The sequence below is a fragment of the Rhizobacter sp. AJA081-3 genome, from assembly GCF_017795745.1.
Classification (GTDB): domain Bacteria; phylum Pseudomonadota; class Gammaproteobacteria; order Burkholderiales; family Burkholderiaceae_C; genus Piscinibacter.
Genome location: NZ_CP059067.1, coordinates 1,619,703 through 1,640,312, shown reverse-complemented (window position 1 = coordinate 1,640,312; position 20,610 = coordinate 1,619,703). Strand labels below are relative to the sequence as shown.

The 20,610-nt window shown below is 69.9% G+C and carries 20 protein-coding genes; 12 read left to right on the top strand and 8 right to left on the bottom strand.

Annotated elements, in window-relative coordinates:
• Positions 1–8 precede the first annotated feature (8 nt).
• Genes HZ992_RS07785 through HZ992_RS07775 form a run of 3 tightly spaced genes read right to left on the bottom strand, consistent with a single transcriptional unit; the run spans position 9 to position 3,488 of the window.
• Positions 9–980: an Hsp33 family molecular chaperone HslO gene (locus tag HZ992_RS07785; protein WP_209386097.1), complete on the bottom strand. Its 972-nt coding sequence runs from the start codon at positions 978–980 to the stop codon at positions 9–11.
• A complete protein-coding gene (locus HZ992_RS07780) occupies positions 980–1,504 on the bottom strand; it encodes a gamma carbonic anhydrase family protein (protein ID WP_209386096.1) in 525 nt (174 codons plus the stop codon). Before HZ992_RS07780 ends, HZ992_RS07785 begins: the two co-directional genes overlap by 1 nt.
• A 31-nt stretch (positions 1,505–1,535) precedes the next feature.
• Positions 1,536–3,488, bottom strand: a complete 1,953-nt coding sequence (locus tag HZ992_RS07775) for an aminotransferase class I/II-fold pyridoxal phosphate-dependent enzyme (RefSeq protein WP_209386095.1) — start codon at positions 3,486–3,488, stop codon at positions 1,536–1,538.
• Positions 3,489–3,536: 48 nt separating this feature from the next.
• Between HZ992_RS07775 and HZ992_RS07770 the strand changes: the two genes are divergently transcribed.
• From HZ992_RS07770 to HZ992_RS07750, 5 genes are all read left to right on the top strand, one after another.
• On the top strand, positions 3,537–4,325 hold the full coding sequence (locus HZ992_RS07770; RefSeq protein ID WP_209386094.1) for a ferritin-like domain-containing protein: 789 nt from the start codon (positions 3,537–3,539) through the stop codon (positions 4,323–4,325).
• A gap of 15 nt (positions 4,326–4,340) precedes the next feature.
• Positions 4,341–5,852: a M81 family metallopeptidase gene (locus tag HZ992_RS07765; protein WP_209386093.1), complete on the top strand. Its 1,512-nt coding sequence runs from the start codon at positions 4,341–4,343 to the stop codon at positions 5,850–5,852.
• Between the two features lie 104 nt (positions 5,853–5,956).
• Entirely contained in the window at positions 5,957–6,829 is an 873-nt protein-coding gene (locus HZ992_RS07760; protein WP_209386092.1) for a basic amino acid ABC transporter substrate-binding protein, read from the top strand.
• Between the two features lie 15 nt (positions 6,830–6,844).
• Positions 6,845–7,597: an amino acid ABC transporter permease gene (locus tag HZ992_RS07755; RefSeq protein ID WP_209386091.1), complete on the top strand. Its 753-nt coding sequence runs from the start codon at positions 6,845–6,847 to the stop codon at positions 7,595–7,597.
• Between the two features lie 135 nt (positions 7,598–7,732).
• Positions 7,733–8,740, top strand: coding sequence for a porin (locus HZ992_RS07750; RefSeq protein ID WP_209386090.1), 1,008 nt, complete (start codon positions 7,733–7,735; stop codon positions 8,738–8,740).
• Positions 8,741–8,812: 72 nt separating this feature from the next.
• Here HZ992_RS07750 and HZ992_RS07745 read toward each other — a convergent pair whose 3' ends face one another.
• Positions 8,813–9,406, bottom strand: coding sequence for a MarC family protein (locus HZ992_RS07745; protein WP_209386089.1), 594 nt, complete (start codon positions 9,404–9,406; stop codon positions 8,813–8,815).
• 138 nt (positions 9,407–9,544) lie between these two features.
• Here HZ992_RS07745 and HZ992_RS07740 point away from each other — a divergent pair, with 138 nt between their 5' ends.
• The 4 genes from HZ992_RS07740 to HZ992_RS07725 all read left to right on the top strand — a co-directional run bounded on the left by HZ992_RS07740 (position 9,545) and on the right by HZ992_RS07725 (position 11,972).
• Entirely contained in the window at positions 9,545–10,288 is a 744-nt protein-coding gene (locus HZ992_RS07740; RefSeq protein ID WP_209386088.1) for a hemerythrin domain-containing protein, read from the top strand.
• A gap of 56 nt (positions 10,289–10,344) precedes the next feature.
• Positions 10,345–11,253: a c-type cytochrome gene (locus HZ992_RS07735; RefSeq protein ID WP_209386087.1), complete on the top strand. Its 909-nt coding sequence runs from the start codon at positions 10,345–10,347 to the stop codon at positions 11,251–11,253.
• A 12-nt stretch (positions 11,254–11,265) separates the two neighbouring features.
• A complete protein-coding gene (locus tag HZ992_RS07730; protein WP_209386086.1) occupies positions 11,266–11,616 on the top strand; it encodes a peptidase associated/transthyretin-like domain-containing protein in 351 nt (116 codons plus the stop codon).
• A 110-nt stretch (positions 11,617–11,726) separates the two neighbouring features.
• Positions 11,727–11,972 (top strand): hypothetical protein, encoded by a 246-nt coding sequence (locus HZ992_RS07725; protein WP_209386085.1) that lies wholly within the window; start codon positions 11,727–11,729, stop codon positions 11,970–11,972.
• 18 nt (positions 11,973–11,990) lie between these two features.
• Here the strand turns inward: HZ992_RS07725 and HZ992_RS07720 are convergent, their stop codons facing one another.
• Entirely contained in the window at positions 11,991–13,775 is a 1,785-nt protein-coding gene (locus HZ992_RS07720; RefSeq protein WP_371816799.1) for a gamma-glutamyltransferase family protein, read from the bottom strand.
• Positions 13,772–15,058 (bottom strand): mechanosensitive ion channel family protein, encoded by a 1,287-nt coding sequence (locus HZ992_RS07715; RefSeq protein ID WP_209386084.1) that lies wholly within the window; start codon positions 15,056–15,058, stop codon positions 13,772–13,774. Before HZ992_RS07715 ends, HZ992_RS07720 begins: the two co-directional genes overlap by 4 nt.
• A gap of 115 nt (positions 15,059–15,173) precedes the next feature.
• On the opposite strand from HZ992_RS07715, the gene HZ992_RS07710 reads away from it, so the two are divergent.
• From HZ992_RS07710 to HZ992_RS07700, 3 genes are all read left to right on the top strand, one after another.
• Positions 15,174–16,523: a TAXI family TRAP transporter solute-binding subunit gene (locus HZ992_RS07710; RefSeq protein WP_209386083.1), complete on the top strand. Its 1,350-nt coding sequence runs from the start codon at positions 15,174–15,176 to the stop codon at positions 16,521–16,523.
• 20 nt (positions 16,524–16,543) lie between these two features.
• Positions 16,544–18,337: an aminopeptidase P family protein gene (locus HZ992_RS07705; RefSeq protein WP_209386082.1), complete on the top strand. Its 1,794-nt coding sequence runs from the start codon at positions 16,544–16,546 to the stop codon at positions 18,335–18,337.
• A gap of 118 nt (positions 18,338–18,455) precedes the next feature.
• Positions 18,456–18,665, top strand: a complete 210-nt coding sequence (locus tag HZ992_RS07700; RefSeq protein WP_209386081.1) for a hypothetical protein — start codon at positions 18,456–18,458, stop codon at positions 18,663–18,665.
• A gap of 2 nt (positions 18,666–18,667) precedes the next feature.
• Here the strand turns inward: HZ992_RS07700 and HZ992_RS07695 are convergent, their stop codons facing one another.
• Both HZ992_RS07695 and HZ992_RS07690 read right to left on the bottom strand, forming a co-directional pair.
• Positions 18,668–19,444 carry a LytR/AlgR family response regulator transcription factor gene (locus HZ992_RS07695; RefSeq protein WP_209386080.1) on the bottom strand — a complete coding sequence of 259 codons (777 nt, stop codon included), beginning with the start codon at positions 19,442–19,444 and terminating at the stop codon, positions 18,668–18,670.
• Positions 19,444–20,526, bottom strand: coding sequence for a sensor histidine kinase (locus HZ992_RS07690; RefSeq protein ID WP_209386079.1), 1,083 nt, complete (start codon positions 20,524–20,526; stop codon positions 19,444–19,446). The genes HZ992_RS07695 and HZ992_RS07690 overlap by 1 nt, the downstream gene beginning before the upstream one ends.
• Positions 20,527–20,610 lie beyond the last annotated feature (84 nt).

Here is a 20,610-nt window from a genome sequence, read left to right as displayed (position 1 = left end):
TCAGCCAGTCAGTTCAGCGCGCTGCTGCCCGGCGGCTGCGTTCCCGGCGGCAGGAACAGGCCCGCGGAATCGACCGGGTCGAAGTGGTACTTGATGCCGCAGAAATCGCAGGCGATCTCGACCCGGCCCTGCTCGGCGATGATGCTCTCGATCTCCTCGCGGCCCAGGCTGCGCAGCATCGCTCCCACGCGATCGCGCGAGCAGGAGCACTTGAAGTGCGGCCCCGACGCACCGGCCTGCGGCTCGAAGCGGAGCAGCTTTTCCTCCCAGAACAGCCGGCGCAGGATGGTGTCGGCATCCAGCGTGAGCAGTTCGTCGCTCGTCAGCGTGGCGGCGAGGTGGGCGATGCGGTTGAATCCCTCGTTCAGGCCGATCTGGTCCTGGTCGAGCTGGCCGGCCAGGTTGCCGGCGCCCTCCACCGGCAGGCGCTGGATCAGCAAACCGGCGGCCACCTTGTCGTCGGCGGCGAGCACGAGCCGCGTGTCGAGCTGCTCGGACTGCAGCATGTAGTGTTCGAGCACCTGCGACAGCTGCTGCAGCGGTTCACGCGCATCGCCATGCAGCGGAACGATGCCCTGGTACGGCTGCTGGCCAGGCAGCTTGTCCTGCGGGTCCAGCGTGATGGCACAGCGGCCCTGGCCGTGCACGTTGAGCATCGCCTCCAGCTTCGCGCCGGCCGGCACCTCGCCGATCACCTTGGCGGTGCTGCGAAACGCGAGATCCGGCTGCACCTCGGCCACCGCGAGCTTCACCGGCCCGTCGCCGAACACCTGCAGGATCAGGGCACCGTTGAACTTGATGTTGGCCTGCATCAGCACGCCGGCAGCGGCCATCTCGCCGAGCAGCTCGCGCACCGGCGGCGGGAAAGCGTCTGCAGCAGTTTCGCGGCGCTGCAGCAACTCTTGCCAGGAATCGGTCAGCCGCACCAGCATGCCGCGCACCGGCAGCCCCTCGAAGATGAACTTGTGCAGCTCCGACATCAGCCGATCTTCCTCAAGCCGCGGCGATAGCGCTCGGAGTTCTCGGCGTAGTGCACCGCGCCCAGCCGCAGGCGCTCGAACTGCTCGGGCGAGAGCTGCCTCACCACTCGGGCCGGCGAGCCCATGATCAGTGAACCGTCCGGGAACTCCTTGCCCTCGGTGACCAGCGCGCCGGCACCGACCAGGCAGTTGCGGCCGATCTTCGCGTTGTTCAGCACCACCGCCTGGATGCCGATCAGCGAGCCGTCGCCGATCGTGCAGCCGTGCAGCATCACCTGATGGCCGATGGTCACGTCCGCACCGATCGTCAGCGGGCAGCCCATGTCGGTGTGCAGCACGCTGCCGTCCTGCACGTTGGAGCCGCGGCCGATGGTGATCCATTCGTTGTCGCCGCGCAGGATGGCGCCGAACCAGACGCTGGCGCCCTCTTCCAGCGCCACGCGGCCGATGACCTGCGCGCTGTCGGCCACCCAGGCCGTGTCCGCGATGCGGGGAATGTCGTCGTCGAGCTGGTAGATCGCCATGGTCTGCTTTCGGGGAAGGCGCGAAGTGTAGTCAGAGCGCGCGATGGCTGCGTTCCTCGGCCGCTGTCATCACGCGGATGCAAGGGGTGTAGCCGTCGTGTACCACGCCGTGCAGGTCGGTGCGCTTGTGCGAGCGCATCAGCGAGAGCAGGAACTGCACGATCTCGCGCGTGATCACCTGTCCCGGCACCAGCGCCGGGATGCCCGGCGGATAGGGCACGATCTGGTCGGCGCAGACGCGGCCGTCGAGCGCGGCGTTGGCGTGCTCATCGTCGTCGAGCAGCGGCAGCAGTTCGCCCTCGCAGTAGAAGGCGTCGCGCGGCAGGTAGCGCAGGCTGGTGAAGCCGGCGATCTCCGGCGCCTTGACCAGCCGCCGCGGCGCTTTGGCCTCGCGCGCCAGGCGCAGCAGCGCGTCGTGCAGGCGGGAGACCTTGCTGCGCGTCGTGCCGATGGTCAGCAGCAGCGTCACGGTGTTGAATGTCGACTTCTCGACCTGGATGTTGAAGCGCTCGAACAGCACCTGCTGGAACTCGTCGACCGTGAAACCCGAACGCGACACATCGACGGTGATCTTGGTCGGGTCGAGCTGGATGCCGTCGTCCTGCACTTCGACAGGCAGCAGGTCGGTCAGCGTGAGCGCCTGGAAGACGTTGGTCGCGTCGATCGCCTCGCGCAGCTCGGCGGCGAGCTCGAGCGTGCGCTGCAGCAGCTTGTAGCCTTCCATCACGGCCTGCTGGCGGCCCACGTCGAGGCTGGCGATGATGCCGTACTGGGGGCTCGTCGACGTGTGCATGTTGAAGTTCTCGCGGAACAGGTGCGCGTCGAAGGCCGGGTCGTTCACGTGGATCATGCTGGCCTGGCTGAGCGCCGACAGCACCTTGTGGGTGGACTGCGTGGCGTAATCGGCGCCGGCCTCCATCGCCGTCGGACGGAACGCCGGGTGGAAGCGCGCATGCGCGTACCAGGCCTCGTCGATGATCACCTTGATGCCCTTGGCGTGTGCGGCCGCGACGATCGGCGGCAGGTCGTAGCGCAGGCCGTCGTAGGTGCAGGAGGTGAGGATCAGTGCCTTCGCATCGGGGTGCGCCTCGATGGCCGCGAACAGCGTCTTCTTCGGCACTGGGCCGAACAGGCCGTAGGTGCGGTTCATCGAGCTGTCCAGGTACACCGGCCGCGCGCCCGACAGCACAACGCCGTGGTGCACCGACTTGTGGCAGTTGCGGTCGAGCAAGAGCTTGTCGCCCGGCGCCAGCAGGGTCTGGAAGATCACCTTGTTGGCCGTCGAGGTGCCGTTGGTCGCGAAGAAGGTGCGCTGCGCGCCAAAGGCACGCGCCGCCATCTCCTGCGCCTGCGCGATCACGCCTTTCGGGTCGAGCAGCGAGTCGAGCATGTCGACCGACACCGACAGGTCGGCGCGCAGCATGTTCTCGCCGAGGAATTCGTGGAACTCCGCCGACCAGGGGCTGCCGCGCAGGCTGTCGCCCGACGAATGGCCCGGCGTATGCCACGCATCCTTGGCCATCAGCACGTACTCGCGCAGCGCGTCGAAGAAGGGCGTGCGCGACTTCTCCTGGATCTCGGCCTGAAGGATGCGGAACCAGCCGCGCGGGTCGGCCTCGTCGCGCATGAAGAAGCCGTCGATCGCCTCGCGCGTCAGCGCGCCGACGGTCTCTTCGTCGCGGGCACTGTCCACCAGCACGTAGAGGTCGAGTTCCGGGCGCATGGCGTGCACGGACTGCACGAGGTCCTCGGCTGCCCAGGGAGCGGCACCTTGCGGGTCGCCCAGGCTGTCGATCAGCACGCTCTGCAGGTCGCCGTCGTCGCGGGCGATGGCCAGGGCTTCGCCGGCCGAGGCGACCCCGTGAAAACTCAATCCGCAGGGATTGTCGAGTTGCTTGGCGGCAGCGCCCAGGCCCTTGAGCAGGCTGCGGCGCAGCGTGGCATCGGCGAGGACGAGCAGGACATGGCTGTGGGGGCGCGGCATGGGCCGGAGCTTATCAAGCACCGCGACGGTGCCATCGATAATCGCCGCATGGACCTCCGCCGTGAAGCGCTCGCCCTGCTGCAGATCGCCGACCCGGCAGACAAGGCGGCCGCCGTGCGCACGCTGTCTGCCGATGCGTCGCTGACGCTCGACACCTCCGAGGTGCTGGCCGAACCCGCCGGCTTACCGGGCCGGCCGGCGCGGCCGCCGCTCGTGGCCCCGAAGGACGTGGCGACCCGCTCGCCCTTCACGCTCGAGGGCCGCGCGGCGCTGCTGCACTCGATCGCGCACATCGAGTTCAACGCCATCAACCTGGCGCTCGACGCGGTGTGGCGCTTCGCCGGCATGCCGGCCGAGTTCTACCGCGACTGGCTGCGCGTGGCCGCGGAGGAGTCGCTGCACTTCACGCTGCTGCGCGAGCACCTGCGCACGCTCGGCCACGACTACGGCGACTTCGCCGCCCACGACGGCCTGTGGACGATGGCTGCGCGTACCGCGCACGACGTCGTGGCGCGCATGGCGCTGGTGCCGCGCACGCTGGAGGCCCGCGGGCTGGACGCCACGCCGCCGCTGCAGGCCAAGCTGGGCAAGGCCGGCGATGCACGCGCGGTGGAGATCCTCGACGTGATCCTGCGCGACGAGATCGGCCATGTCGCCATCGGCAACCGCTGGTACCGCTTCGTCTGCGAGCGCGCCGGGCTGGATGCGGTGGCGATCTACCCGGCGCTGGTGGAACGTTATGCCGCGCCGCGCCTGCGCCCGCCGTTCAACGATGCCGCGCGCCGCGCCGCCGGCTTCACCGACGACGAGATCGCCTACCTCACCCGCGCCGCCTGAGCGAGGCCATTCTTCATGCGCATCTTCGTCGCCGGCTTCCACCACGAGACCAACACCTTCGCGCCTTCGGTGGCGGACTGGGATGCCTTCGAGGCCGGCGCGGGCTACCCCGCCTACGCGCGCGGGCCGGCGATGCTCGAGCAGATGGGTGGCGGCAGCCTGGCCATCGGCGGCTTCGTGCGCGAGGCCCGCGCCCGTGGCTGGACGCTCGTGCCGTCGGTGTGGGCCGGCGCCATGCCCTCCAACCGCATCACCGCCGACGCCTTCGCGCGCATCCGCGACGAGATGCTCGCCGACCTGCGCGAGGCCATGCGCACAGGACTCGACGGCATCCTGCTCGACCTGCACGGTGCGGCCGTTGCCGAAGGCGCCGACGATGCCGAGGGCGAGTTGCTGCAGTGCCTGCGCACCGTTGCCGGCCCCGCGCTGCCCATCGTCGCGAGCCTGGACCTGCATGCCAACGTGACGCGGCGCATGCTGGCTCACGCCAGCGCCATGACCGCCTACCGGACCTACCCGCACGTCGACATGGTCGCGACCGGCGAACGTGCCGCGCAGATGCTGGCGCGGCGCCTGCTGGCGGGCGCGCCGGCGCGGCACACCCATGCGCGCCGCGTGCCCTTCCTGCTGCCGCTGAACGCACAGTGCACGCTGATGCAGCCAGCGGCCTCGGTGATCGAGCAGCTCGAGCGCCTGGAGGCCGACGCGGATCTGGAGCTCAGCTTCGCGATGGGCTTCTCGGCGGCCGACTTCGCCGAATGCGGCCCGGTGCTGTTCGGGCACGGTGCCGACGCGGCGGCGCTGCAGCGTGCCGTCGACACGCTGCAGGCGGAGGTCTGTGCGCGGCGCCGCGAGTGGTCGACGGAACTGCTGGCGCCCGCCGAGGCCGTGGCGCGGGCCCTGTCCCTCGCCGGCCCCGGCCGCGGCCCGGTGATCATCGCCGACACGCAGGACAACCCCGGCGCCGGCGGCGATGCCAACACCACCGGCCTGCTGCACGCCCTGCGCGCAGCGGGCGCCGGGCACCGGCTCGCAGGCAGCGTCGCTCTCGGCCTGCTGTTCGACCCTGAGAGCGCAGCCGCCGCCTGCGCCGCGGGGGTCGGTGCGCGGCTGCAACTGTCGCTCGGCAGGGCCGTGGCCACCTGGGACGGCACCCTCACCGACCCGCCGCTGCGCGGCGAAGCCCGCGTGCTCGCGGTGCACGACGGCACTCTGCACTTGCACGGCCCGATGACCGCCGGCGCCACCGCGCGGCTCGGCCCCTGCGCCTGCGTCGAGATCGACGGCATCCGCGTGCTGCTGTCCAGCGCCAAGGCGCAGATGCTCGACCTCGACCTGTTCCGCTTCCTCGGCATCGAGCCGGGCGCGATGCAGATGCTGGTGGTGAAGAGCTCGGTGCATTTCCGCGCCGCTTTCGCTCCCATTGCCTCGCACATCCTCGTGGCCAAGGCCTCTGGCCCGATGCCCGCCGACCCGGGCGACCTGCCCTGGCGGCACCTCGACCCGGCCACCGCGCCGCGGCCCTGACAGGCGCCGAAGCCGGCCGGGCTGGCACGGCTCCCGCTTACACTTCGCGCCACGCCCTCCGGCCTACCGGTCCGGGCTCCCGACATTCCTTCATCGAGGACTTCATGACCACCATCACCACCCGTCGTTTCCTGCAAACCACCGGCCTGCTCTTCGCGGGCGTGCTGCTCGCCGCCTGCGGCAAGAAGGAGCCGGCACCGGCTCCGGCCGCCTCGGCCGCCGCGCCGGCCGCGTCCGTCGCCGCCGCACCGCCGCCGGCCAAGGTCTACGCTGTCGGCACCGACGCCGCCTACGCACCCTTCGAGTCGCAGAACGAGAAGGGCGAGATCGTCGGCCTCACCGTCGACGTCGTCACCGCCGTGGCCAAGAAGGCCGGCATCGAGGTGAAATTTGTCAACACCCCGTGGGAAGGCATCTTCAACTCGCTCGCGCAGGGCGACCGCGACATGCTGGCCTCGTCGATCACGATCACCGACGAGCGCAAGCAGACGATGGACTTCACCAACCCCTACTTCGACGCCTACCAGCTGATCGCCGTGAAGGCGACCTCGAAGGTGAGCAAGTTCGACGACCTGAAGAAGCTCAAGGTCGGCGTGCAGACCGGCACCACCGGTGACGAAGTCGTCACCAAGCAGCAGGGCAAGAACAGCACCAACATCAAGCGCTTCGAGTCGACGCCGCTGGCGCTCAAGGAACTGGAAGCCGGCGGCGTGGACGCGGTCGTGGCCGACAACGGCGTGGTCATCAACTACGTGACCAACAACCCGGGCGCCAAGTTCAAGACCGTCAGCGACAAGGCTTTCGCGCCCGAGCAGTACGGCTTCGCCGTGAAGAAGGGCAACACCGAGCTGCTCGAAAAGCTGAACAAGGGCCTGGCCGACATCAAGGCCGACGGCAGCTACGACCAGATCTACGCCAAGTACTTCGGCGCCGCCCCGGCCGCTGCCGCGGCACCGGCCTCCGCCGCGTCGAAGTAAGCACGCGGAGCGCGCGTGGAACTGCGCTGGGAGATCCTCGCCGGCTACGGGCCCTTGTTCCTCAACGGCCTGTGGATGACGATCCAGCTCACCATCGTCTCGATCGGCGCCGGGCTGCTGCTCGGCGTGCTGCTCGGGCTGGTCAGCAGTTCACGCGACGCCCCAGCGCCCAAGTCGGCCCCGCTGGCCTGGGCGCTGAAGGCGGCGCGGGCGATCACCGTCGGCTACGTCGCCTTCTTTCGCGGCACGCCGCTGTTCGTGCAGATCCTGCTGGTGCACTTCGCGCTGATGCCGGCGCTGATCCACCCGGACAGCGGCCTGCTGCTCTCCGGCGAGGCGGCGCGCGAATTCCGCCAGTCGCACGGCGCCTTCTTCTCCGGCGCGCTGGCGATGACGCTCAACGCCGGCGCCTACATCTCCGAGATCTTCCGCGCCGGCATCCAGAGCATCCATCTGGGCCAGACGCAGGCCGCCTACAGCCTCGGCCTGACCCACCCTCAGGCGATGCGCTTCGTGGTGCTGCCGCAGGCCTTCCGCCGCATGGTGCCGGCCCTGGTCAACGAGGGCGTCACCCTGATCAAGGACTCCTCGCTGGTGTCGGCCATCGGCCTGGCCGAGCTGGCGCTGGCGGCCCGAACAGTGGCCGGCGCGTATTCGCGCTACTGGGAGCCCTATCTGGCGATATCGGCGGTCTACCTCGTGCTGACGCTGACCCTGTCGATGCTCGCGCGCCGGCTGGAGGCGCCATCGCACTTGCGCGGACGCTGACGTCCGGTAAAACAGTTGTCGCGCCGGCACAACGAAGATACGGGTTTTCCTACGGGTGTCATCTAAGATCCGAATCCTCGGTCCGGTGACATGCGTCAACCGGGTGTTTTTCGAGCAAAGACCAAAAGGATTTACATGAAGCGCTCCATCTTCCTGGCCGCACTGGCCACCCTGACCAGTGGCGCCGCCCTGGCCCAAAGCAGCGTCACCATCTACGGCCGCCTGAACGTCTCGGCTGAGCGCCAGAAGGACGGCGACACCACGCTGAACGTGCTGCAGAACAGCTCGTCGCGTATCGGCTTCAAGGGCACCGAAGACCTCGGCGGCGGCCTGAAGGCTTCTTTCCTGATCGAACACGGCTTCAACCCCGACACCGGTGCTGCCTCGGGCGGCGCTGCCGGCTTCTGGGGTCGTGAGAGCTGGGTCGGCCTGGAAGGCGCGTTCGGCAAGGTTCGCCTGGGCAACATGGGCCCGACGGCTGCTTACTTCGCGACCGCCGACTACATCAGCATGCACAACCACGACACCGGTACGTCGTCGGATGCGTTCTACCTGTACCCGGGCGTCGTGACCAACACGATCGCCTACGCCACGCCGACCATCGCCGGTTTCTCGGGCGAAGCCCAGTTCGGCCTGAAGGAAGCCAGCCAGACGAAGAACACCTTCGTGCTGGCCGCCAACTACGACGCGGGTCCGCTGCACCTGGGCGCCGGCTATGTGTCGGCCCCGACCGGCCTGGCCACGCCGCCCGCCAGCGACAGCGCCAAGGAGTTCGGCGTGCGTGCCCTGTATGAGATGGGTGCCTTCACCGTCGGTGCCTACTACATCAACAACAAGATCGATGACGGCGCCGGCAACAGCCTGAAGCGCAACGCCATCCGCCTGTCGGGCATGTACGCGATGGGTGCCAGCGAGTTCCACGCGAACTTCGGCAAGGCCAGCAACTTCAAGGCCAACGGCACCACCGTGGACGACTCCGGCGCCACCCAGTTCACCCTGGGCTACAACTACAACCTGAGCAAGCGCACCAAGGTGTACGGCTTCTACACCCAGGTGTCGAACAACGACAACGCCATCTACAGCGTGAGCAACTTCGGCGACAAGTTCTCGTCGCTGGCTGTGGGCGTGCGCCACAACTTCTGATCCCCCGATCAGCAGTCAAGCGTCTGAAAGGGCCGGTCGAAAGACCGGCCCTTTTTCTTTGCGCTCAGGCCTTCACTCGAAGAAATAGCGCTTCAAGCCGGCCAGGATCATTTCCACCGCGATGGCGGTGAGCACCAGGCCCATCAGCTTCTCGACGGCCGAGACCACCGAATCGCCGACCCAGCGGCGGATGCGATCACACAGCATCAGCACCGCGCCGGACACCAGCATCGCGCAGGTCAGCGCCGCCACCCAGGTCATCACCCGGTCCGGCTGGCGTGAGGCCAGCAGCAGCACGGTGGCCATTGCCGAAGGCCCGGCCAGCAGCGGCACGGCCAGCGGAAAGATCATCGGTTCCCTGCCCTCGGGCGTGCCGTACACACCGCCCTCGTGGCTGAAGATCATGCGGATGGCCACCATCAGCAGGATCACGCCGCCAGCCACCTCCAGCGAGCGTTCCGACAGCCGCATCACGCTCAGGAAGGCTTCGCCGAAGAACATGAACGCGAACAGCACCGCGAAGGCGATCGCGACCTCGCGCGCCGCGACCCAGTAGCGCCGCTCGCGCGGCACCGTGTTCATGATCGGAATGAAGATCGGCAGGCTGCCCAGCGGGTCGAGCACGAGCAGCAGCAGGATGAGGGCGGAGAGGAAGCTGTGGTCCATGGGGCCGGCATTGTGGGCCATGGCCCGCCAATGGCTCCTTCAGGCGATGTCCCAAAACGAACGAAAAGGAAAACTTCCGACCATGCCGCGAACAGTTCCGGCAGACATCCGAAGCCCTCGTTCGACAAGGAATCCGCCATGAGCACCAGCACCGCCATCCGCCCGACCGGCACCTCCCCCGCCACCGCCCCGGTGCGGCTCGACATGTACGTCGGCATCCACAAAGCCCTGCGTCACTTCATGATGGACACGCTGCACCGTGTCGGCCGCATGGACCCGGCCGATGCCACCGACCTGGCCCGCACGCTCGGCCAGTTCGAGGACCTGATGGCGCTGTGCGTGAACCACATCCACCATGAGAACGACTTCGTGCATGCCGCGATCGAGGCCCGCCAGCCGCGCGGCTCGTCGCGCACCGCCGACGATCACGTGGAGCACTTCGAGCACATCGACGCGCTGCGTGCCGAGGCACGTGCGCTGGCCCGGTCCGAGCCGGCCGAGCGCCCCGTGCAGGCCCTGCGCCTGTACCGCCACCTGGCGCTGTTCGTGGCCGACAACTTCCAGCACATGAATGTCGAGGAGACCACCAACAACGCGACGCTGTGGGCGCACTACAGCGATGCCGAGTTGCTGGAACTGCACCACCGCATCCTGGCCAGCCTGCCGCCCGCGGAGACGCTCGAGGTGATGCGCTGGATGATCCCGGCCTCGAGCCCGGCCGAGCGCGCGCAGATTCTGGGCGGCATGAAGGCCGGAGCGCCTGCGGCCGCCTTCCAGGCTGTGCTCGAGGCCGTGCGCCCGCATCTGGACGACAGCGCCTGGGGCCAGCTCGCGCGCGCCATCGGCGTGGCGCAGCAGCCCGGACTGACGGACTTCCGCTGAACCGCGGCGTGACGGCGCCGCGCGCCGTCCGCCCGAAACCACCCCTCGAGATCATCATGAAGAAGACCTGGCTCAAGCGGGCCGGCTACGGCCTGCTCGCCCTCATCGCCCTGAGCGCCACCGCGATCGCTGTGCTGGTTGCCTATGGCCACCTCAAGGCCTCCCGCAAGCTGGAGATCCGCCTCGAAGCCGTTGCCGCGCGCAGCGACGCTGCCGCCGTCGAGCGCGGCGGCTACCTCTTCCGCTCGCGCGGCTGCACCGACTGCCACGGCAACGACGGCGCCGGCCGCACCTTCGTCGACGACGGCAGGGGCCTGCGTCTGCACGCGCCGAACATCACGCCAGCCCGGAGCTCGGCCACGGCGGACTACCGCATGGAGGACTGGGATCGCAGCATCCGCCACGGCGTGGCGCCGGGCGGGCGGCCGCTGATGATCATGCCCAGCGAAGACTACAACCGCCTCACCAACGACGACTTCGCGGCGCTGGTGGCCTACCTGCGCCAGATGCCGGCAGCCGAGGGCGACCTGGCGCAGATCAGCCTGCCGCTGCCGGTGCGCGCGCTGTACGGCGCCGGGTTCATCCAGGACGCCGCGCAGACGATCGACCACACGCTCGCGCCCGCCGCGCCGGTGCCCGAAGCGGTTTCGGCGACCCACGGCGCCTATGTCGCCAATGCCTGCATCGGCTGCCATGGCCCGGGTCTCGCCGGTGGCCGCATCCCCGGTGCGCCGCCGGACTGGCCGGCCGCGGCCAACCTGACACCGGGCGACGGCAGCGCGCTGGCCCGGTACGCCGACGCCAAGGCCTTCGTCGCGATGATGCGCAGCGGCCAGCGCCCCGACGGCAGCACCGTCAGCACGGTGATGCCCTTCGGCTCGCTCAAGGCGATGAGCGACGTCGACCTCGAAGCCCTCTTCCTGCACCTCAGGAGCCTGGCGCCGCGCGCGGCCGGCTCGCGTTGATCGGGAGCCGCCATGCACGTACTGACTCCCACTGCCTTTGCACTCTTCGTCTGCCTCTCGCTGATCTCCTGCGGCGGCGGCGACCTCGAATCTGCCCTGGAAACACCGCAGGAGCCGAAGCAGGTGCGCCTGGAGGGCTGCGTCGTCGATGCGCACGATCGGCCGCTGGTGCAGGCCGTGCAAGCCAGCACGCCCGAAGGCCGCACCGCCGCCAGCACGATGAGCGATGCGCGAGGCGTGTTCCGCATGCACGTGCCGGCACGCGAGGTGATGCGCATCGCGACGCTGCCCGATGTCGACGGCGGCGTGACGATCATGACGGGCCATGACACTACCTTCCTGGGCGGTTGCCTGCGCGGCTGAGCCGCCGAAGCCTGCCATCCCACGTTCGAGTGCCGCGCCCCCCGCAGGCAGGGCAGTGCGGTGGCCGGGCGGCGCGCAGATCATGGCGGCACCACTTGCGGGAGCCGATCATGCTGCAACGAGTCCACGCCTCGCCCGAGTCCAGCGCGATCCTTCGCCACGACGACGCGCCGCCGCCCGTGGAGATTCCGCCGGGCCACATCGGTCCCGTGGTGCTGCCCGGCAGCGGCCGGCTGGTCTGGTGGACCGGTCGCGTGGCGATCGGCCTGCGCCACCAGCCGCAGCGGCCGGTGGCCATGCCGTCGCAATCGGCGCTGTGGCTGCAGTCGCTGATGCTGGCGCGGCTGACGGCCTGACGCGCCCGCGGCAACGCTTCAATCGCCCGCCGCGATGCCCTCGCGGCGCGGGTCGGCCGCGCCGAACCAGCCGGCACCCGCACGCTCGACGCCCTGCAGTCCGCTGGTCAGCGCCTGCACCTGAACCTCATGGCCACGCCCTCGCAGCGCATTGGCCAGCGCCGCACTCGAGCGGCCGGCTTCCAGCTCGGTCGGCCCGTTGCGCGAGCCGAAGTTGGGCAGGGCGATGGCCTGCTGCAGGTCCAGCCCCCAGTCGAGCGAGGCCACCAGCGCCTTGGCGACGTGGTTGATGATGGCCGGCCCGCCCGGTGAGCCGATCGACATCACCAGCCGGCCGCCCTCACGCTCGAACACCAGCATCGGCGCCATCGCCGAGCGCGGCCGCTTGCCACCTTGCACGCGGTTGGCCACCGACACGCCCTCGACTGCCGGCACGAAGGAGAAGTCGGTGAGCTGGTTGTTGAGCAGGAAGCCACGCACCATGATCTGCGCGCCGAAGCCATTCTCGATGGTGCTGGTCATCGACAGCGCATTGCCAAAGCCGTCGACCACCGACACCTGAGTCGTCGAGGCCAGTTCCGGGCTGCGGTCGTCGGCCAGGCTCATCTGTGGGCCGAGTGGCGTGCCGGCGGCGGCGCGGCCCATGCTGCGCGGGCCGATCAGTGCCGCGCGCTGCTGCAGATAGTGCGGGTCGAGCAGCGTGGCGGCGCCCAGGCCCGGCAGCGGCGCGAAGTCGGGGTCGGCCACGTAGCGGGCACGGTCGGCGAAGGCCAGTCGGCCCGCCTCGCTGAACAAGTGCACCGCCTGCGCGTCGGGCTCCAGTCCCCAGGGTGCCGGCCGCGGCCGCAGCGCCTCGATGCCACGCGTTTCGAGCATGCCCAGCATCTGCCCCACCGCCAGCGTGCCCGACGAGGGTGGCGGCATGCCGCACAGGCGCCAGCGGCGATGGTCGAAGCACAGTGGCGCGCGCTCGATGGCGCTGTAGCCGGCGAGGTCGGCCTCGTCGAGCAGGCCGGGGTTGCTGGCGTGGCCGCGCACGCGGGCGACGATGTCGCGGGCGATCTCGCCGCGGTAGAACACGCCGGCCCCTTGCGCGGCCACGGTGCGCAGCACCTCGGCGAGCGCGGGGTTGCGCAAGGTCTGCCCGGCTGCAAGCGGCGTGCCGCCGCGATTGAAGAAAAGCGCGGCCGCCTGCGGGTCGTCGCGAAGCCGCTGCGCGAGCGGCTCGCGCAGCAGCTGTGCCAGCCGTGCCCCGACCGGGAAGCCGCGTTCGGCCAGATCGATGGCCGGTTCGAACAGCGTCGCCCAGGGCAACCGGCCATGCTGCGCATGCGCGAGTTCGAGTGCACGCAGCACCCCCGGCACGCCGACCGAGCGGCCTCCGACCAGCGCTTCGGCGAAACCCATCGGCCGCCCGTCGCGCAGGAACAGCCCCGGCCCGGCCTGCGCCGGCGCCGTCTCGCGACCGTCGTAGGCCTGGACCCGGCGCCCGTCGTGGTGGACGAGGAAGAGGCCGCCGCCCAGACCCGAGCTCTGCGGCTCGACCAGCGCCAGCACCATCTGCGTGGCGATGGCGGCATCGACTGCGCTGCCGCCGCCGCGCAGCACGCGCAGCCCGGCCTGCACGGCCAGCGGATGCGCGGCCGACACCATATGGCGCGTGGCGTGCCAGCCCGGCTTGTCGGCGAAGCCGCTGGCGGATTCCGGCGCGGCGGGTGCCGGGTTCGGCGCGAGCGTGCCACTGCAAGCGGCCAGGGCCAGCGCCGTCGCCAGCGCGGCGGACGCGGCGCGCCGCAAGCTCACTCGCCGCCCTTGCCCGCCGCGGGATCGACGCCGATGTGATGCATCACACGCTGCGGGAACGGGATCTCGATGCCTTCGCGATCGAACAGGTCGAGGATCGCGAGGTTGACGTCGGAGCGCACGTTGCCCTGGCCGTTCTCGGGGTCGGCGATCCAGAAGTTGATGGTCAGGTTCATGCCGTCGGCAGCGAACTCGGCCAGCTGGCACGAGGGCTCCGGATCCTTCAGCACGCGCGGCACGTTCGCCACCGCCGCCGTCACGCGGGCCTGCAGCTCGCGCACGTCGGTGCCGTAGGCCACCTGCACGGTAGTGCTCAGCAGCACCTTCATATCGGCCAGGGACAGGTTCTCGACCCGCTGCGTGATCAGCATCTCGTTGGGCACGATCGCCTCGCGGCCCGAGAGCGCGCGGATCACGGTGTAGCGCGTGCGGATGTCGGTGACACGGCCGTCGAAGTTGTCCACACGCACCATGTCGCCGATGCGCAGCGAACGCTCGGCCAGGATGACGAAGCCGCTGACGTAGTTGGCGGCGATCTTCTGCAGGCCGAAACCCAGGCCCACGCCGACTGCGCCGCCGAGCACCGAAAGCGCGGTGAGGTCGATGCCCACCGCCGACAGGGCCAGGATCAGGCCGAGGAACAGCAGCAGCGCGCGCACCAGGTTGGCGGCGATCTTGCGGATCGACAGGTCGTCGCCGCTTCCGCGAAGCAGTTGCTTCTCGATCGCCGCCGAGATCCACAGGGCCACCACCATCACCAGGCCGGCCGTCAGCGTGCCTTCGACCAGATTGCGCAAGGTCAGCCGGGTGGCGCCGACCTTCCAGCTGACCTCGTCCATCGCCTCCAGCAGCAAAGGCAGCACGCCGGTGATCCACAGCACCACGGCCAGCCAGGCGATCCACGACACGGTGCGTTCGATCACGCGCACCCAGTGCGCATCCGGAAAGGTGACGCGCAGCACACGCACGGCCAGGCGGATGACCAGCAGCGACACCAGGATGGGAATCGCGACCTTGAACACCGCGATTTTCAGCGAGGCCGACAGCAGCAGCCGCGCGCCGAAGGCCAGCGCCAGCGCCACCATCGGGAACAGCACGCCGTCGATGATGCGTTCACCGAACCAGATCGAGCCGGCCGTCGGCGCGCGGCCGCGCAGCAGCCGCACGATCGCCCAGGCCAGCAGCAGACAGCCCACCAGCACACCGAGCTCGGCCAGCGCCGTGGGGTTCGTCAGCGAACCCAGCAGGTCGTTCAGTTCGGTGGTGTCCAGCGTTCGAGTCATGGCAAGGCGTCGGTCTCGGGGGCCGCATTTGACCATGGCCCACCGTTACGGTTGGTGAACGGGGGGCGGCCGGCGCAGGCTATCGTGCAAGTTGTCCGCCGCCGGAAAGCCGCCCATGCCCCAAGCCCTGCGCCACACCCTGCTCTCGGTCCGCGACCTGCTCGCCACGGCCGGGCCGTTCATCCTCATCGCGCTGCTGCTGCTGCTGCTGGCCTACAAGGTGCTGGACCCGACGCCGCCGAAGAAGGTCGTGCTGGCCACCGGCGCCGACCAGGGCGCCTACGCCGAGTTCGGCAAGCGCTACGCCAAGCTGCTGCTGCAGCACGGCATCCAGGTCGAACTGCGCGGCAGCGCCGGCGCGGCCGAGAACCTGGCCTTGCTGCGCGACCCGAACTCGGGCGTCGACCTCGCCTTCGTGCAGGGCGGCGCCGACGCGGACTTCGGCAGCGCCGCCGACGCGGAGGCCGCCAATGCCGGCCTGGTGTCGCTGGGCAGCCTGTTCCACGAGCCGGTGTGGCTGTTCTACCGTGAAGAATCGGCCCAGCGTGCGGTGAAGAAGCCGGCCCTCGATGCCCTGGCCGACATGAGCCGCCCGGGCGACTGGAAGCTCAACATCGGCGCGCCGGGCAGCGGCGTGCCCAACCTCGTCAAGCGGCTGCTCGAGGCCAACCGCATCGACCCGGCGACGATCACGCTGGTGCAGCAGCCTTCCACGCCGGCGGTGGTGGCGCTGCTGGCCGGCGACATCGACGCCCTGGTGTTCGCCTCGGCACCGGAGTCGCCGCTGGTGCAGATGCTGCTGCAGACGCCGGGCGTGCGGTTGTTCGACTTCCCGCAGGCCGAGGCCTACTCGCGCCGCTTCGCCTTCATCAGCCCGGTCACGCTGCCGCGCGGCGTGGTCGACCTGGCGCGCGACATGCCCCCCGCCAACATCCGCATGATCGCGCCCACCGCCACGCTGGTGGCGCGCGAATCGACGCACCCGGCGCTGGTGCAGCTGTTCGTGCAGGCCGCCAAGCAGATCCACAGCGGCGCCGGCTGGTTCAACCGCAAGGGCGACTTCCCGAACATCACCAACAGCGAGCGCACGCTGGCGCCCGAGGCGGAGCGCTTCTTCCGCAACGGCCCGCCGCTGCTGCAGCGCTACCTGCCGTTCTGGATCGCCAACCTGGTCGACCGCATGTGGGTGGTGATGGTGTCCATCGTCGCCATCCTGATCCCGCTGTCGCGCGTGGTGCCGCCGCTGTACCAGTTCCGCGTGCGCTCGCGCATCTTCCGCTGGTACGGCCAGCTGCGCCGGCTGGAAGACTCGATCGGCGAGCAGCCGGCCGAAGAACTGATCGCCGAGCTCGACAAGCTGGAGAAGCGCGCCGAGCAGATCACCGTGCCGCTGAGCTACGCCGACGAGCTGTACTCGCTGAGAAGCCACATCAACCTCGTGCGCCGGCGCCTGCAGCCGCGCTGAGGCCCTTCTAGAATCCGCCCATGGACACACGCACCTCGCCCTACAGGGCACGCATCGCGAAGACGCAGGACGCGCTGGCCCGACACGGGCTGGCCGCGCTGCTCGTCCCCTCGTCGGACCCGCACCTGTCGGAGTACCTGCCCGAGCGCTGGCAGGGCCGGGAGTGGCTGTCGGGCTTCACCGGTTCGATGGGCACGCTGGTCGTCGCACGCGGCAAGGCAGCCCTCTTCGCCGACAGCCGCTACTGGGTGCAGGCCGAGGCCGAGCTGGCCGGCAGCGGCATCGAGCTGGTCAAGATCCCGACCGGCACCGCGACGCATCACGTCGACTGGCTGGCCCGCGAAGCGAAGGCCGGCGAGACGGTCGCGGTGGACGGCGACGTGATCGGCCTGGCCGCCGCGCAGCAACTGCGCAGCGTGCTGGAGCGCGCCGGCGTGACGCTGCGTACCGACCTCGACCTGCTCGCCGAAGTCTGGCCCGAGCGCCCCGGCCTGCCCACGGCGCCGGTCTACGAGCACCGCGCGCCGCAGGCACCGCTCGCGCGCGCCGGCAAGCTGGCGCAACTGCGCGAGGCGATGGCCCGGCAGGGTGCGACGCACCACCTCGTCAGCACCGTCGACGACGTGGCCTGGGCGCTGAACCTGCGTGGCGCAGACGTCAGCTACAACCCGGTGTTCCTGGCCCACCTGCTGGTGACGGCGGTCGATGCCACCCTGTTCGTCGGCGAGGGCAAGATCGATGCGGTGCTGAAGGCCGCGCTTGCCAGCGACGGCGTGCGGCTCGCACCCTACGCCGGCGCCGCCGAGGCGCTGGCCGCGCTGCCCGGCGACGCCAAGCTGCTGCTCGACCCGAAGCGCGTGACCCTGGGCCTGCGCGAGCGCATCCAGGTGCCGGTGGTCGAAGCCATCAATCCGAGCACGCTGCTGAAGAGCCGCAAGAGCGCCGCCGAGGCCGAGCACATCCGCGCCGCGATGGCACAGGACGGCGCGGCGATGTGCGAGTTCTACGCCTGGTTCGAATCCGCGCTGGGCAAGGAGCGCATCACCGAGCTGACCATCGACGAGAAGCTGAGCGCGGCGCGCGCCACGCGGCCAGGTTTCGTCGGCCTGAGCTTCGGCACCATCGCCGGCTTCAACGCCAACGGCGCCATGCCGCACTACCGCGCCACGCCGGCATCGCACGCGGTGATCGAAGGCGACGGCCTGCTGCTCATCGATTCGGGCGGCCAGTACCTCGGCGGCACCACCGACATCACCCGGGTCTGGCCGATCGGCCGCGTCAGCGAAGCCCAGAAGCGCGACTACACGCTGGTGCTCAAGGGCACGATGGCGCTGTCGCGCACGAAGTTCCCGCGCGGCACCCTGTCGCCGATGCTCGACGCCATCGCCCGCGCGCCGCTGTGGGAGCAGGGCCTCGAATATGGCCACGGCACCGGCCACGGCGTGGGCTACTTCCTCAACGTGCACGAGAGCCCGCAGAGCATCTCCAAGGCCGTGCCCGACGCCCACATGGCGATGGAGCCCGGCATGGTCACCAGCATCGAGCCGGGCCTGTACCGGCCGGGCGGCTGGGGCATCCGCATCGAGAACCTGGTGATGAACGTGCCGGTGGCGAGCACCGAGTTCGGCGACTTCCTCGGCTTCGAGACGCTCACGCTGTGCCCGATCGACACCCGCTGCATCGACCGTTCGCTGCTGCGCGCCGACGAGGTGGCCTGGCTGAACGGCTACCACGCCACCGTCCGCGAGCGTCTGAGCCCGCTGGTCGACGGCGCGGCCAAGGCCTGGCTGCTGGAGCGCACTGCGCCCATCTGAGCGCACTGCAGTTCATCCTCGCCACAGCGCAGTTCGTCGCAAGCGGCTGTCGCCGCGCCGGGCCGGCTCCTACATTCACTTCAACGCGACACGTTGTCGTGACCCGAAGGAGCCCACCATGATCGACCGAATCTTCTCCGCCCTGCTGACCTTCTGCCTGCTGGCCGGCGGAACCGTCGCGATCGGCAGCGCGCTGTTCAACGACAGCACCACGACGACGGTGGTGACGCTGCCGGCGGTCACCATCACCGGCCAGCGCGAGGCCGCCAGCGGCCCGGTGGCGCAGAACGAGACGCAGGCCGAGCCCACCGCCCGCCGCCTGCAGTGACGCTACATCTGGCGGAACAGGTGCAGGTAGCTGCGGCTCACCGGCAGCAGTTCGCGGCGCCCCTTGAGCTGCACCTCCGCCGTCTCGTTGGCGCCGCGCGTGACCTGCAGCACCTCGTGCAGGTTGACGATCACCGAGCGGTGCGTCTGCACGAAACGTGAGGGGTCGAGTTCGTCGGCAAGCTCGCGGATGGTCTTGCGGATCAACGCCTCGCCACCCTCCCAGACCACCAGCGTGTACTTCTCGTCGGCGCGCAGATAGGCGATCTGCTCGACCGGGATCAGCCGCACGCTCTGGCCGACCGAGGCCTTGATCCATTGCAGGAAGGCGGCCGGTGCACCGGCACGGCGCTTCAGCTCGGCCGACAGGCCGTCGAGCACCTCCTCCAGCGCAGCCGGCGCCCCCGGCACAGGCCGCGCCAGCTGCTGGCGCAGGCGTTGCACGGTGTCGGCGAGCCGAGCCTCGTCGACGGGCTTGACCAGGTAGTCGATCGCCCCCTGCTCGAAGGCCTGCACCGCGTACTGCTCGAATGCGGTGACGAACACGAGTTGGGCACGCCGCGCCAGCGAGCGCGCTGCCTCGATGCCATTCAGCCCGGGCATGTGCACGTCGAGGAACACCACCTGCGGCGCATGCTGGTCGAACAGCTCGACTGCCTCGCGGCCGTTGCGCGCCTGCGCCACCACCTCCAGTTCGGGCCAGCAGCGCTGCAGCAGCGTGCACAGCCGCTCGCGCAACAGCGGCTCATCGTCGGCGATCAGCGCGGTGGGCGCGGCCATCAGCTCGCCTCGCCCGGGCAGTGCAGCGTCACGACCACGCCGCGCGGTGCGTTCTCCGCGATCTCCAGCCGCGCGTCGGACCCGTAGAACATCGCCAGGCGCTCGCGCAGGTTGGCCAGCCCGGTGCCGGGCGGTGCACCTTCGCGCAAGCCTGCACCCGTATCGGCCACGCACAGCGTCAGCGTGCCGTTGCCGTCGCGCCGGGCCCGCAGCTCGATGCGGCCGCCCTGCTCCGCCGGGTCGATGCCGTGGCGGATGGCGTTCTCCACCAGCGTGAGCAGCGCCATGCCCGGGAAGCGCAGGCCCAGCAGCTCGCCAGGCATGTCGATCGTGTACTGCAGCCGATCCGGCATGCGCATCAGCATCAGCTCGAGGTAGGCACGTACCAGCGCCAGCTCGTCGCCGAGCGTGGCATGCTCGTCGGCCAGTCGCGGCATGGCCGCACGAAGATAGGCGATCAGGCTCTTCAGAACGGCGCTGGCCTGCGGCGAACCGGACTCGACGAGCGCCTGCACGTTGGCCAGCGTGTTGAACAGGAAGTGAGGCTCGATCTGCGCATGCAGCAGCTTCAGCCGGGCGTCGAGCGCCTGCTTCTCCAGCTGACTGCGCTCCAGCGCGAAGCCCAGGGCCTGGCTGCGCGCCTGCGCGTCACGCTCGCGGTACAGCGCGCCCAGCGCCAGCAGCGGCGCCACCACCAGCACGGTGCCGGTGATCAGCACGAAGCCCGACAGTCGCCCCTCGTGGCGCAGCACCTCGAACACCTGCCCCTGCACTGCCGGGAGGTAGACGAGGTAGGTGGCCAGCGGCGCCGCCAGCACCACCGCGAGCACCTGCACCAGCCAGCGCGGCAGCCAGCCCACCGACCAGAAACCCGCCGCGGTGAACACCAGCAGCAGGAGCAGCGCGATGACCAGCATGCGCCCGAGCAGCACCGGAAAGGGCGTCACGAAGATCGGGTTCAGCAACACCGCGGCCAGGCTGGCCAGCACCATCGCCAGCAGCACGCCGCGCAGGCTCAGCGCCGCGACGAATCGATTGAAGCCGTGCTCGGGCGAGCTCGCGGGTTCCAGGGTGGCCGACATGGCGCCACGATAGCGCTGCCGCCGCCGCCGCGCCATGCCCGGCGGGGCGCCGTGCGACGGGCCACGCCGCAGCGGGTGCGAACG

Coding starts and splice junctions, on each gene's coding strand:
- HZ992_RS07785 (WP_209386097.1), bottom strand. CDS start 980: ATGTCGGAGCTGCACAAGTTCATCTTCGAGGGGCTGCCGGTGCGCGGC.
- HZ992_RS07780 (WP_209386096.1), bottom strand. CDS start 1,504: ATGGCGATCTACCAGCTCGACGACGACATTCCCCGCATCGCGGACACG.
- HZ992_RS07775 (WP_209386095.1), bottom strand. CDS start 3,488: ATGCCGCGCCCCCACAGCCATGTCCTGCTCGTCCTCGCCGATGCCACG.
- HZ992_RS07770 (WP_209386094.1), top strand. CDS start 3,537: ATGGACCTCCGCCGTGAAGCGCTCGCCCTGCTGCAGATCGCCGACCCG.
- HZ992_RS07765 (WP_209386093.1), top strand. CDS start 4,341: ATGCGCATCTTCGTCGCCGGCTTCCACCACGAGACCAACACCTTCGCG.
- HZ992_RS07760 (WP_209386092.1), top strand. CDS start 5,957: ATGACCACCATCACCACCCGTCGTTTCCTGCAAACCACCGGCCTGCTC.
- HZ992_RS07750 (WP_209386090.1), top strand. CDS start 7,733: ATGAAGCGCTCCATCTTCCTGGCCGCACTGGCCACCCTGACCAGTGGC.
- HZ992_RS07745 (WP_209386089.1), bottom strand. CDS start 9,406: ATGGACCACAGCTTCCTCTCCGCCCTCATCCTGCTGCTGCTCGTGCTC.
- HZ992_RS07740 (WP_209386088.1), top strand. CDS start 9,545: ATGAGCACCAGCACCGCCATCCGCCCGACCGGCACCTCCCCCGCCACC.
- HZ992_RS07735 (WP_209386087.1), top strand. CDS start 10,345: ATGAAGAAGACCTGGCTCAAGCGGGCCGGCTACGGCCTGCTCGCCCTC.
- HZ992_RS07730 (WP_209386086.1), top strand. CDS start 11,266: ATGCACGTACTGACTCCCACTGCCTTTGCACTCTTCGTCTGCCTCTCG.
- HZ992_RS07725 (WP_209386085.1), top strand. CDS start 11,727: ATGCTGCAACGAGTCCACGCCTCGCCCGAGTCCAGCGCGATCCTTCGC.
- HZ992_RS07715 (WP_209386084.1), bottom strand. CDS start 15,058: ATGACTCGAACGCTGGACACCACCGAACTGAACGACCTGCTGGGTTCG.
- HZ992_RS07710 (WP_209386083.1), top strand. CDS start 15,174: ATGCCCCAAGCCCTGCGCCACACCCTGCTCTCGGTCCGCGACCTGCTC.
- HZ992_RS07705 (WP_209386082.1), top strand. CDS start 16,544: ATGGACACACGCACCTCGCCCTACAGGGCACGCATCGCGAAGACGCAG.
- HZ992_RS07700 (WP_209386081.1), top strand. CDS start 18,456: ATGATCGACCGAATCTTCTCCGCCCTGCTGACCTTCTGCCTGCTGGCC.
- HZ992_RS07695 (WP_209386080.1), bottom strand. CDS start 19,444: ATGGCCGCGCCCACCGCGCTGATCGCCGACGATGAGCCGCTGTTGCGC.
- HZ992_RS07690 (WP_209386079.1), bottom strand. CDS start 20,526: ATGTCGGCCACCCTGGAACCCGCGAGCTCGCCCGAGCACGGCTTCAAT.